The 12,859-nt window shown below is 47.3% G+C and carries 9 protein-coding genes, 1 tRNA gene and 2 pseudogenes; 2 read left to right on the top strand and 10 right to left on the bottom strand.

Going from position 1 to position 12,859, the window contains the following annotated elements:
- Positions 1–85: 85 nt before the first annotated feature.
- The 6 genes and pseudogenes from DZ54_RS0112205 to DZ54_RS0112180 all read right to left on the bottom strand — a co-directional run bounded on the left by DZ54_RS0112205 (position 86) and on the right by DZ54_RS0112180 (position 7,126).
- Positions 86–361 carry an HU family DNA-binding protein gene (locus DZ54_RS0112205; RefSeq protein ID WP_025674371.1) on the bottom strand — a complete coding sequence of 92 codons (276 nt, stop codon included), beginning with the start codon at positions 359–361 and terminating at the stop codon, positions 86–88.
- 187 nt (positions 362–548) lie between these two features.
- Entirely contained in the window at positions 549–2,921 is a 2,373-nt protein-coding gene (gene lon, locus DZ54_RS0112200; RefSeq protein WP_025674370.1) for an endopeptidase La, read from the bottom strand.
- 138 nt (positions 2,922–3,059) lie between these two features.
- On the bottom strand, positions 3,060–4,337 hold the full coding sequence (gene clpX / locus DZ54_RS0112195) for an ATP-dependent protease ATP-binding subunit ClpX (RefSeq protein WP_025674369.1): 1,278 nt from the start codon (positions 4,335–4,337) through the stop codon (positions 3,060–3,062).
- A 144-nt stretch (positions 4,338–4,481) separates the two neighbouring features.
- Positions 4,482–5,105 carry an ATP-dependent Clp endopeptidase proteolytic subunit ClpP gene (clpP, locus tag DZ54_RS0112190; protein WP_025674368.1) on the bottom strand — a complete coding sequence of 208 codons (624 nt, stop codon included), beginning with the start codon at positions 5,103–5,105 and terminating at the stop codon, positions 4,482–4,484.
- A 278-nt stretch (positions 5,106–5,383) separates the two neighbouring features.
- Positions 5,384–6,690, bottom strand: a pseudogene (tig, locus tag DZ54_RS21410) (trigger factor).
- A gap of 359 nt (positions 6,691–7,049) precedes the next feature.
- Positions 7,050–7,126, bottom strand: a tRNA-Arg gene (locus DZ54_RS0112180).
- A 289-nt stretch (positions 7,127–7,415) separates the two neighbouring features.
- Between DZ54_RS0112180 and folD the strand changes: the two genes are divergently transcribed.
- Positions 7,416–8,276 carry a bifunctional methylenetetrahydrofolate dehydrogenase/methenyltetrahydrofolate cyclohydrolase FolD gene (folD, locus tag DZ54_RS0112175; protein WP_025674367.1) on the top strand — a complete coding sequence of 287 codons (861 nt, stop codon included), beginning with the start codon at positions 7,416–7,418 and terminating at the stop codon, positions 8,274–8,276.
- Between the two features lie 27 nt (positions 8,277–8,303).
- Here folD and DZ54_RS0112170 read toward each other — a convergent pair whose 3' ends face one another.
- From DZ54_RS0112170 to DZ54_RS0112160, 3 genes are all read right to left on the bottom strand, one after another.
- Positions 8,304–9,548, bottom strand: a complete 1,245-nt coding sequence (locus DZ54_RS0112170; RefSeq protein ID WP_025674366.1) for a response regulator — start codon at positions 9,546–9,548, stop codon at positions 8,304–8,306.
- A gap of 289 nt (positions 9,549–9,837) precedes the next feature.
- The gene (gene rfaH / locus DZ54_RS0112165; RefSeq protein WP_025674365.1) at positions 9,838–10,338 is read right to left on the bottom strand and encodes a transcription/translation regulatory transformer protein RfaH; all 501 of its coding nucleotides are present in this window, start codon (positions 10,336–10,338) and stop codon (positions 9,838–9,840) included.
- Between the two features lie 154 nt (positions 10,339–10,492).
- Positions 10,493–11,548 (bottom strand): response regulator, encoded by a 1,056-nt coding sequence (locus tag DZ54_RS0112160; RefSeq protein WP_025674364.1) that lies wholly within the window; start codon positions 11,546–11,548, stop codon positions 10,493–10,495.
- Positions 11,549–12,051: 503 nt separating this feature from the next.
- Between DZ54_RS0112160 and DZ54_RS0112155 the strand changes: the two genes are divergently transcribed.
- Positions 12,052–12,651, top strand: coding sequence for a Yip1 family protein (locus DZ54_RS0112155; RefSeq protein ID WP_025674363.1), 600 nt, complete (start codon positions 12,052–12,054; stop codon positions 12,649–12,651).
- Here the strand turns inward: DZ54_RS0112155 and DZ54_RS25530 are convergent.
- Positions 12,641–12,859: pseudogene (locus DZ54_RS25530) on the bottom strand (hypothetical protein); the annotation flags it as partial. The gene DZ54_RS0112155 and the pseudogene DZ54_RS25530 overlap by 11 nt on opposite strands.

The following is a 12,859-nucleotide window of genomic DNA, read 5'->3' as shown; positions in this document are numbered from 1 at the left end:
CACGGAATTATACGCGGTTGTTAATGGCTTTGCAGCTCCAACGCCCTGTCAAACGCGAATAATTCGGCATTGCGTCACGTGATAATTATTCGTTCACTGCGTCTTTTAACGCTTTACCGGCTTTAAAGCCCGGGACTTTTGCCGCTGTGATATCAATTTCAGCACCGGTTTGTGGATTACGACCCTTACGTGCGGCACGTTCACGCACTGAGAAAGTACCAAACCCGACAAGCGCTACTTGATCACCTGACTTGAGTGTATCAGAGACACCACCTACGAACGCATCCAGAGCGCGCCCCGCCGAGGCTTTAGAAATATCAGCACTCTCCGCAATATGATCAATCAGTTCCGATTTATTCACTTTTCATCCCCTTAGATTACTTCTCCGCAAATCCTATGGGTTTTGCGGTTTTCAATAACAGACGCTTTGTCGACGAAAGACGTTGGAAGCGTATTACCTGCCCCATGCAGGCAATACGCCTGAGCAACGTTAGCGAGCAAAAAAAACGCTGACAAGCCTTTTGCGGTCTGTCAGCGTTTTACGTTGCTTAATTTTGCTGCATGTCACTCTTTTCAGCGTCAACCAGCTCAATCCCGAGCGGATTATTCACCAATGCAATGGTTAACACATCATCAATCCACCGCACCGGGTGAATCGATAATTCTTCTTTCACATTGGCCGGAATATCTTCTAAGTCACGCTCGTTCTCTTTTGGAATCACAACCGTTTTGATCCCACCGCGTCGCGCTGCCAGCAGTTTCTCTTTCAATCCACCTATCGGAAGAACTTCTCCACGCAGGGTGATTTCACCGGTCATGGCAACATCTGAGCGCACTGAATTACCAGTGAGACTTGACACCAAAGCAGTACACATCGCGATACCCGCACTCGGGCCGTCTTTCGGGGTCGCGCCTTCTGGAACGTGCACATGAATGTCACGCTTTTCATAGAAGTCGCTATTAATGCCCAGTTTTTCCGCACGACTGCGGACCACTGTCATGGCCGCTTGTACCGACTCTTGCATCACATCGCCCAGTGACCCGGTATGCGTGAGCTTGCCTTTCCCAGGCATGGATTCGGTTTCAATCGTCAACAAATCACCACCGACTTCAGTCCAAGCCAGACCGGTGACTTGACCGACACGGTTTTGCTCATCCGCTTTACCATAATCAAAACGGCGTACACCCAGATAATCCGGTAGATTGTCATTGGTTAGCGTAACTTGCGTCAGGTCTTTATCGAGCAAAATTTCTTTTACCGTCTTACGGCACAGCTTAGAAATTTCACGCTCAAGATTACGAACGCCCGCTTCACGTGTGTAGTAACGAATGATACCGATGATCGCCGAATCTTCGATGGTGATCTCGTGCGGCTTCAAACCGTTACGTGATACTTGTTTATCAACCAGATGACGCTTGGCAATATTCAATTTTTCATCTTCGGTGTAACCCGATAAACGAATCACTTCCATCCGGTCCAATAATGGACCTGGGATATTCATAGAATTGGAGGTGGCCACAAACATCACATCAGAAAGGTCATAGTCCACTTCTAAGTAATGATCGTTGAAGGCGTTATTTTGTTCGGGATCCAACACTTCTAACAAAGCGGATGACGGATCACCACGCATATCAGAGGACACCTTATCGATTTCATCCAATAAAAACAGAGGGTTACGCACGCCCACTTTAGACATTTTCTGGATCAATTTGCCGGGCAACGAGCCGATATAGGTGCGGCGATGGCCACGGATTTCCGCTTCATCACGGACCCCGCCCAGAGCCATTCGGGTATATTTACGTCCAGTCGCTCGGGCGATAGATTGCCCCAGAGACGTTTTACCCACACCAGGAGGACCGACGAGACAAAGAATCGGGCCTTTTAGTTTTTTCATCCGATTTTGGACCGCGAGATATTCCAAAATCCGGTCTTTCACCCGCTCAAGACCATAATGATCGGCATTCAACACGTCTTCAGCGCGCGCCAAGTCTTTCTTCACTTTCGAGCGTTTCGCCCAAGGTACGCTGATCATCCAGTCAATATAACTACGTACCACGGTGGCTTCGGCAGACATCGGAGACATCATTTTTAGCTTTTGCAGTTCTTGCTCGGTTTTTTCCCGGGCTTCCTGCGGCATCTTTGATTCTTCAATTTTCTGCTTCAGCGTTTCAAACTCATCCGGCGCATCGTCCAGCTCACCCAGTTCTTTCTGGATCGCTTTCATTTGCTCATTGAGGTAGTACTCGCGCTGGCTCTTTTCCATCTGTTTTTTAACACGACCACGGATCCGCTTCTCGACTTGAAGTAAGTCGATTTCAGATTCCATCATGGTCATCAGATATTCAAGACGCTCTGATATGTCAACAAGCTCAAGAACGTGTTGCTTATCTTCAAGCTTAAGCGGCATATGCGCTGCAATGGTATCAGCTAGGCGTGCTGCCTCTTCAATCCCATTAAGCGACGTCAGTACTTCCGGCGGAATTTTTTTGTTGAGCTTGATAAAGCCTTCAAATTGACTGATCGCCGTCCGCACCAGCACTTCTTGCTCGCGCTCATCCAAACTTGGCGTGGTCAGATAGTCAGCTTGCGCCGTGAAGAAATCGTCTTCACTAAACTGTTCGATACGTGCACGCTGCATCCCTTCGACCAGCACTTTCACCGTACCGTCTGGAAGTTTAAGAAGCTGGAGGATGGTTGCTACCGTACCGACCGTATATAAATCTGAGATACTTGGATCATCGGTTGCCGCATCTTTTTGCGCCACCAATAGAATCTGTTTGTCATTGTCCATCGCCGCTTCAAGGCAGCGTATCGACTTTTCCCTTCCCACAAAGAGCGGGATTACCATGTGAGGATAAACCACCACATCCCGAAGTGGCAGCACCGGAATGTCAATGCGCTCGGAACGCTCCAAGTTCATATGCTTCTCTCTTCCGTTCAATCTGATTTAGAGTATATGGGGTCTGTTGGACAGGTTTCAACGGCTCGACCGTCAGAAAATAAAAAAGGGAGTGACGACTCCCTTTTTATTTATCGCTGATAAAACAAGTGACAAGCGTTACTCGCCGCCTGCAGCTTGATTATCAGAGTGCTCATACATCAATAGAGGTGCTGATTCGCCTCGGATCACTGAATCATCGATGACAACCTTGCTGACTCCTTCCATGGAAGGGAGATCATACATGGTATCTAGCAGCACAGATTCCACAATTGAGCGCAAACCACGTGCACCTGTCTTGCGTGTCATCGCTTTTTTCGCAATCGCACGTAAGGCATCTTCACGGAACTCAAGCTCCACACCATCAAGCTCAAGCAGTGCGCTATATTGCTTAGTGATTGCGTTTTTCGGCTCACGCAAAATTTGTACGAGTGCATCTTCGTCAAGCTCTCTGAGCACAGCGGTTACCGGCAAACGCCCGATAAATTCAGGGATCAGGCCATATTTAACCATATCCTCTGGTTCCACTTTGCCAAAGAACTCGTCGACTGACCGTTCCGTCGCCCCTTTTACTTGCGCGCCAAAACCAATGCCAGAGCCCGTATCCACACGCTGCTCAACCACTTTATCTAGCCCCGCAAACGCGCCACCACAAATAAATAGAATTTTCGAGGTGTCAACCTGGAGAAACTCTTGTTGCGGATGCTTACGTCCGCCTTGTGGTGGAATCGATGCAACCGTTCCTTCAACCAGCTTTAGCAGGGCCTGCTGGACCCCTTCGCCAGAGACATCACGCGTGATCGATGGGTTATCGGATTTACGTGAAACCTTGTCGATTTCATCGATATACACAATACCGCGCTCTGCTTTGGCGACGTCGTAATCGCACTTTTGGAGCAGCTTTTGGATGATGTTTTCGACGTCTTCACCCACATAACCGGCTTCGGTTAATGTCGTTGCATCGGCCATCGTAAATGGCACATCCAAGAAGCGGGCGAGGGTTTCGGCCAGCAGTGTTTTACCACTCCCGGTTGGGCCAATAAGTAGGATATTACTCTTACCTAGCTCTACACCCTCGGCACTTTTATCGCCGTTTCGCAAGCGTTTGTAGTGGTTGTATACCGCAACCGAAAGTACTTTTTTTGCTTGCTCTTGGCCAATGACATAATCGTCCAGATGCTCGCGGATTTCGCTTGGCGCAGGCAAGGTATCACCTTCACGCTTCGGCATCACTTCTTTGATCTCTTCACGGATAATGTCATTACACAGGTCAACACATTCGTCGCAAATGTAGACCGATGGCCCAGCAATTAACTTGCGAACTTCGTGTTGGCTCTTACCACAGAATGAGCAGTAAAGCAGCTTTCCGCTTCCACCGTCTTTTCGCTTGTCTGTCATTCGCTAACCTCTTTGGGGCACTTGCCCGTCGTTGCCTTATGTTGAGTTTACAACAAATCGGCCACTTTTTCCGACCCAACAACCATCGAGCTTTGGCTAATGAGCGAAGTTTGTCTCATTTCAACGCTCTGCGGCGTATTGGGTTTAGTCTCGTTGACTCAATACGGCGTCAACTAAGCCGTAGTCCACCGCTTCTTGCGCGTCCATGAAATTATCACGGTCCGTATCGCGTTGGATCACTTCCATCGGCTGGCCAGTGTGCTCAGCCAATATGGTGTTGAGGCGGTGTTTCGTTTTGATCATTTCCTGCGCGTGAATTTCAATATCAGACGCTTGGCCTTGGTAGCCTCCCAGCGGCTGGTGAATCATGACGCGCGAGTTTGGCAGACAATAGCGCTTGCCTTTAGCGCCACCAGCCAACAGGAACGAGCCCATCGAACAGGCTTGGCCCGTACATAAGGTGCTCACATCAGGCTTAATAAACTGCATGGTGTCATAAATCGCCATACCCGCAGTCACTACCCCGCCTGGCGAGTTAATATACAGATAAATATCTTTTTCTGGGTTCTCAGACTCCAAAAACAGCATCTGCGCCACAATCAAGTTCGCCATTTGGTCTTCCACTTGTCCAGTCAGGAAGATAATGCGTTCTTTTAATAGGCGAGAGTATATATCGTAAGAGCGCTCACCGCGCGAGGTTTGTTCCACCACCATAGGGACAAGCGCGTCCGTAATGGGTGGCATGGCATTTCTATCTTGATGGCTCATAACGTAATATCCCTAATCGAATTTTTTATCACTCTTGCCTTAACCAAGGTTTAGCACAAAATGCTGTAACAGGTCACTTAAATCTTATATCGATGCACGCAGCTTTATGATCCATCAAGAGTTTTTATTTAAAAAAATGCTCTCTAGATCGCCGGATAGCTGAGTGACTATTCCGACCAATAGATGGAAAAAATGGCCCGAATGACAAGTCATTAGGGCCATTGTAAGCAGATACGTTTACGCAGTGTCAATAAAACACAGACGTTTTTTAACCTGAATTACGCTTGCTGAGACGCGTTCATTAGGTCACTGAAACCGACTTCAGCTTCCGTCACTGTTGCTTTTGCAAGCAGCGCATCGATTGCTTGCTCTTCAAGCGCAACGTTACGCATATTTTCCATCAGCTTCTCGTCTTTTTCATAATTAAGCGACAACTTCTGATGGGTCTTCATACGCAGACGCCATTTCTTCGATCAGTGCTTTAACGCGCTCATCATCCGCTTTAAGCTCTTCAGAATTGATCACTTCGCCCAATAGCAGGCCTACGCTCACACGACGCTTCGCTTGCTCTTCAAATAGCTCTCGTGGTAGCTGAGAAGCGCTGTCCATGTTGCCACCAAAACGTTGTGCCGCTTGCTGACGCAGAGTGCCAATTTCTTGGTCAATCAGAGCTGACGGTACGTCGATTTGGTTTTGTCTCAACCAGACCATCGAGTACTTGCTCTTTTACCTTGTTTTTGATCGCTTGCTTAAGCTCGCGATCCATGTTCTTGCGTACTTCGGCTTTCAGGCCTTCAACGCTGCCATCAGCAATACCGAAGCGCTGAACGAATTCTTCCGTTAGCTCTGGCAGCTCTTGTTCTTCTACTTGATGCAGTTTAATCGCGAATTGAGCCGCTTTACCTTTCAAGTTTTCAGCATGGTAGTCATCAGGGAAGTTCACGTCGATAGTGAATTCTTCGCCGGCTTTTTTACCCACTAGACCGTCTTCAAAGCCTGGGATCATACGACCCTGACCCATTTCTAGCTGGAAGCCTTCGGCTTTGCCGCCTTCAAACTCTTCACCGTCGATGGTGCCGACGAAGTCCAGCGTGACACGGCTTTTGTCTTTCGCTTCACCTTCTGCTGCTACCCAGCTCGCTTGTTGCTTGCGCAAGGTACTTAGCATTTCTTCAACGTCGCTTTCTTGAACGTCCGCTTTTGGCTTTTCGACGCTGATCGCGTCTAGGCCTTGAAGCTCAACGTCTGGATACACTTCAAAATCAGCTTTAAATACCAGATCTTTTCCTGCTTCGTTCTCTACAGGGGTAAAAGTTGGTGCGCCCGCTGGGTTCACTTTTTCCTGGATCATCGCTTCAATAAAGTGACGCTGCATCACTTCGCCCAGCACGTCTTGACGCACTGTGTCACCGTACATACGTGACACCATTTTTAATGGAACTTTACCTTTACGGAAACCATCAAAACGACGATTCTTAGCGATATTGCGTAGCTCTTTAGTGACTGCATCATCGATATTAGCAGCAGGCACTGTGATGGTCATTTGGCGCTTAAGGCCTTCGGTGGTTTCAACGGTAACTTGCATTATAAATTTAACCTCAAATTTACTCAGGGGTACTGAGTGATGTTTACCAGTATTACTGGTGGCATCATCCGAGCTATGAGTCCGTCATAGCCCCTGCGAATCCGGATACACGCAACTGGCGTATCGAGCTATCTCATCCGAGACTGAAAATTAAGACGCGCTATTATAGCGGCACCCGTCAACTGAGTCGAGACAAGGGGCAACCGATGGCGTTCAAATATTGAAATTGGGGTGATATCTCACAATTCAACCGCTTAAGCTCACAGGTTTTACTGTTTTGTGCGCGTTTGACTATTTTCAGAGCACTTCTTTATTTTTAGAGCACTTTAGAGAAGGAAAATACGGAGAGACGCATAAAATGGCGCGCCCTACAGGATTCGAACCTGTGACCCACGGCTTAGAAGGCCGTTGCTCTATCCAACTGAGCTAAGGGCGCAATATCGATATGCAGCGTGGATTATAAAGCGACGTCAGGTCCCGTCAACGCTTTTCCCTAAAATGTTGACCTAATTGCTCAAAACCACACCATTTTATTTGTCAGTCACCCGCTATCCTGTTTTGAGCTAATGTGCTATCTGAGACGGTAAAAAATAGTGCCTCTATATCTCAGAGTGGGGATTGCTGGAACATTTCGCCATCGCGCCAAGGCAAACGTTTGCTCAATAGCTTTCAGTAACAATTTTTGTCACAATACGGGCAAATATTGCTTTAGCCAAAGGATAGTTATGGCCGCACAATTGATTGATGGAAAACTGATCGCGCAAACGGTGCGTCGTGAGATCGCTGCCCGCGTCGCCGCCCGTACAGAGGCAGGTCGTCGCGCACCTGGTTTGGCGGTTATTTTGCTCGGCGAGGATCCAGCATCACAGGTTTATGTGGGGAGTAAACGCCGAGTCTGTGACGAAGTTGGATTTGTATCACGCGCCTATGATCTCCCAGCCTCATGTTCTCAACACGAGCTACTCTCGTTGATTGATCGCTTAAATGACGATAACAGCATCGACGGTATTTTAGTGCAGCTCCCTTTACCAGCAGGTATTGATACAACGCCTGTATTGGAGCGGATCCGCCCGGATAAAGATGTAGACGGTTTTCATCCTTTTAATGTAGGCCGCTTGTGTCAGCGTATGCCGACGCTACGCTCGTGCACGCCCAAAGGGATCATCACCTTACTCGATCGTTATAATGTTCCATTACGCGGGAAGCATGCAGTGATTGTCGGTGCGTCCAATATTGTCGGTCGTCCTATGACGTTAGAGCTCTTGCTCGCCGGCTGTACCACCACCACCTGCCATCGCTTTACCCAGGATTTAGACGCTCATGTTCGGCAAGCCGACGTCCTCGTGGTTGCGGTCGGCAAGCCTAAATTTATTCCTGGCGATTGGATAAAACCCGGTGCCATCGTTATCGATGTGGGGATAAACCGTATGGATGACGGCAAACTGATCGGGGATATTGAGTACGATGTTGCTTATGAAAAGGCCAGTCACATCACACCAGTTCCTGGCGGGGTCGGCCCTATGACAGTCGCGACCTTGATTGAAAATACGCTAATGGCCTGTGAGCAATACCACGACGACAACTAACGTAAGGCAGCTTTCTTTTTCATGGTGTTACAAGGTGGCGACGTCAATTTGATTATCTTTCACACATTGATTTCGCCCACTTGTTTTTGCTTGATAAAGCGACCTATCGGCACGTTGTACAAGCGTATCGATACTGGCATTCGCATGCACCATACCAATACTGATTGTGATAGAAAACGCCTTATCATAAGGTTCCCATGTGGTACTGGCTAACTCTTCACGCATCGCTTCAAGCCGCCGCTCAAACCCTTTCTCATCATTGCCATAGAGAATGCAAAATTCCTCGCCACCGAAACGTGCTACTAATCCTTCAGGGAAATAGCGCTTCATCATTTTGGCTAACTCTATCAAGGCAATATCACCAATGTGATGGCCGAACTCGTCGTTAATTTTTTTAAAGTGGTCTACGTCGATCAAAGCCAAATTGCGAGGCCCTTTATGAGATCGTGTATGCGGATGCTCAAAAAAGTAACGCCGGTTCCATACCTGCGTCAGGTAGTCAATATTCGCCATATGGAACAAGCGACGCTCAGTGTCGAGTGCGTTGAGCGTACTATGCAGGCGGCAATAAAATTCTTCTTGATTAAAGGGCTTGGCCAAAAAGTCGTTTGCCCCTGCTTTTAAAAATCGTGCGGTCAAGCTTGAGTCTTCCTCGCCGGATAAGCCTATTATCGCTAGCTGACCCTCGGTTTTTAGTTTACGCAGTGCTTTGACGACACTGACGCCATCCATTTCAGGCATCGTATAATCTGTAATCACTAATGAAATCCGATCGTCACGCCGAATCATGGCCAATGCCTCTTGACCGTTTTGCGCTTCAAGTACATTCAAATACTGTCGCTCTAATAAGCTACGCACATAACGACAAGCCGTGAGGGAGTCATCAACCACCAATACATAATGTTGATAATTCTTTTCTAATCGGCTCAACAAAGGCGCTATCGAAGAAACACAAGAGGGACTGTCTTTGGGGATATAATCGATCACAGTTTTTGCCAATACGCGTTCGCGGGTGCGCGCATCCATCATCGCGGTGAGCACGATCACCTTAATATCGAGCGAGAGACAGACATCTATGATTTCACCGTCTTGACCATCTGGCAGACAATAGTCGAGGATAGCACACAGGAAGTCAGTATTTTGATTCAGGATCGTTTCTGCTTGGCCAATTGAGCTGGCAATGTAGGGAATATAACCCGCCTTTCGGATCTCAGCTTCGAGTAACCGCCTGAAAGGCCGGCTATCTTCCACAACCAACACTTTATGTTCCATGATCAAAGCACCACGTTTTGAAGTAAATTTTGCGCGACCGACACACAACAGCGTAAAGCAGCGCTACAGAGTAAACGGGGTTATCACAGAAAAACTCGACGTTGCACAAAAGTCTCATTAGTGAAACCACTTTCCCAAAAATATAACACTCACTCTCACTTTTATGCCTACAAATCAGAGATATTGTCTTATTTTCCATCCAGTCGAAAATTTTCCTAGCTAAGCCCAGTAGGCATTTCCTTTTTGATTCGCTGTTAGCTGAGTATAGCTATAAGACGAGAGGTATCGCTTAATAAGATGCTTTTATATCCGAATTATTAACGCGTAGCTCCGTCTGTTTATTGAGTATTTTGATTAAAAGAATACAACGTTTTTCACCATCTTTTTCTTTGAAAATGGCCTCAGCGCCGGCAAACTGGCCATTTTCAACCGTAACGGCTTGACCGGGTTTGAAGCCTTGATACAGTAATTCTCGTTGTTCATCACTGTCTTCCATCATCATCAGGTGTTGAATTAATTGAATATCGACGTTGATCGGGTTCGCGCCTTGACGAACAAAATCAACAACGCCACGGGTCGAGCGCACAGACGTATACTGAACCCGTTCTGGATCAAAACAGGCAAAAATGTAGTTGGGAAAGAGAGGCTCTTCGACTTGTCGGTATTTGCCTCGGCGCAGCTTTTCGACCGTGACTATCGGGTAATAACAGTCCACGCCTTGCCGTTTTAAATTTTGCTCCGCACGTTGTTGCTCCGTGCGTTTACAATAAAGTAAATACCAATGTTTCATGCCGTTCTGTCCCTGATATCTATCGAAGGTGAGGGTATAACACGCCCAGAGCGACCTGAGTATACGGATGTAAACCACCACCAGCAAGCTAGGCATGCGTCGCTTGCTGAACGCCGCGGAAGATTGTGGAATACGCTAATGATAGCTATTCGTACTAGGCGATCTTTTGAATATCAACGCTAAAACTGTTTAAACCGACTTCACTTAAAGATACCCGGGCATCCCCGGATTGCATGTCCACCGCCTGGAATTGACTGCTAAATGCATCTCGCCCTAACCAATGCTCACTCTGCACCCGCTTCGTTGAACCACAACTGTCAATGGTGGCTTTTAAACCTGCCGGAAAAATATCAAGCTGGTTCTCAGCCATATTCAAGACGCCAAACATAGCACGCACAGGTGATGTATAAGCGGATGCTCGAATCGCATCTTCAATTCGTTTCACCAAAGTGAGAAATCCGCGTTCATTCACATCACTTGAGCGGACAAAATCATTAAAAAAGGCCCGAATCATCAACGTGGTTGCCGTCCCATCTTCTTCAGCTGAGGCCGAGTCAACAACATAGAACGCCATTTTCCCGCCCATCAGCCAAGCATAATCGAGAACAATAGGATTCGCGTCTGCCGATTGAAGCGAATGATATGACAAACGCCACGCACCTTGTTGTGAGTCAGGCTCCGGCATCAGCCCAATCAGCAACTCTCGCGCACTGCCAGGGTTATGACGCAGCGCATCGAGGTGCCATTTGAGTTCGTTTTCTGACGCGCCTTTATCGGCATCGTCACCCACTTTGAACCATTGTTGGCTAAAGTCATCACTGGCATGGACATCATCGTTGGCATCATTAATCACCGCTTCGATGGCTTTTTTAACCGATTTGATATCTTCAATGGGCTTGAGTAAAAAGTCTTTAACCCCGAAGCGAAGTGCTTGGGCAACGTCAGCCATGCCTCCGGTACCTGAAATCACAATCATGGGCAGCATCGGGTATTCGAGGCTTACTTCTTCAACGAACTCAAGTCCCGTCATCACTGGCATCGAAAGATCGCTGATCAGTAAATCAGGGATGGATTGCCTCAAAGCTTGTAGCCCTTCAAGGCCATTTTCTACTTCACGGACCGTCGCGCCTTCTCTTTCGAGAAACGAGGCAATCATTCGACTGAAGACAGGATCATCTTCAACAATTAAAATATCTTTACTATGCAACACGACGCTCTCCTCCCGGACTGCAAAGCAGCGGCTGTTTTAAATCGCTTTGTACTAATCGTAGATGAACTCAGACACCCTGTGCCTGCTTATGATATTTAATTTAATGACGAACAATAAACAGCTGTTTAAAATAATAAATTTATCAATATAAACTCACGTGCATTCTAACGCACAACAAAGGTTACGATAAAAAATACTTAAAAATCAGCAACACTCCAGGGTACGCCACTCCGTATTAAAAGTGAGACGAACAAAGATTAATATATGACAATCATCACAGAATGCATATTTTCCTTCCTTTATTTCCGAGCGACTTCGTCCTTTGCCTAATGAGGAAGGTTGTTATAGCGTCTAAAACTTGCCAATTATGATGTCAAGAGCTATTCATTAGTTAAGGAAAGAAGATTTGGGCATCTGTCTTCGCACAGCAAAGCTAGAGACTACTAGGCCGTCGTGCGCCGACCGTTGCACCTTTTATTTAGGGAATAACGAGCGGAGTTACTATGATTTTAGGTCACTTAGTTGGGTTATACACCCATCCCAAAAAAGAATGGAAAGCGATTGGGGAGCGGCACGAGGGTGCATCAAATAGTATTGGTCATGCGCTTCTGTTGGCCCTGATCCCACCGGTGTGCGCCTATTACGCCAGCGTTAATGTCGGCTGGCAAATCGGGGCGGGCGAGCCCATTTTCATGACGCCACAAAGCGCCCTATTTATTGCCAGTGCCATGTACTTAGCGTTACTCGGCGGAGTTGCCGCCCTTGCCTACCTCACACTGTGGATGAGCCGAACATTTGGCTCTGCACCTAATTATACCCAATGCCTTGAGCTAGCCGCTTACACGGCGACACCCATTTTTATGGTTGGGCTAGCAACGCTCTATCCCGTGATTTGGTTTGTTATGATTGTAGGGCTAATTGGCGTCGCCTATTCTGTCTATCTACTGTACACGGGTGTACCGATATTGATGGAAATTCCTGAAGAACGAGGATTTATCTACGCAAGCTCCGTCGTGACCTGCGGCTTAGTCCTCTTGGTCGCCATTCTTGCCGCCTCCGTTATTCTGTGGAATGTCGGTATGGGGCCGGTTTTTACCCACTAATCGGTTTTTGACTGACTAATCGGTTTTGATTGACTAGGGCGTGTTGATCTTTCGTGATTGTTTTTTGAACGGCATGATAAGGCGTTATAATCTCTTTCGCCAAAAACAAACTGTAACGCCATACCATGCCGAGACTCATGCTAACTGATAAGCGGTGGCAAAAAGCTACTTCAAGTAATGAAGAACACTGGCCGCATTTATAATAAAT

Source organism: Salinivibrio socompensis S35 (genome assembly GCF_000513715.1).
GTDB lineage: Bacteria > Pseudomonadota > Gammaproteobacteria > Enterobacterales > Vibrionaceae > Salinivibrio > Salinivibrio socompensis.
Note: the sequence above shows the minus strand (reverse complement) of the source record. Positions and strands in the feature narration are given on the sequence as shown.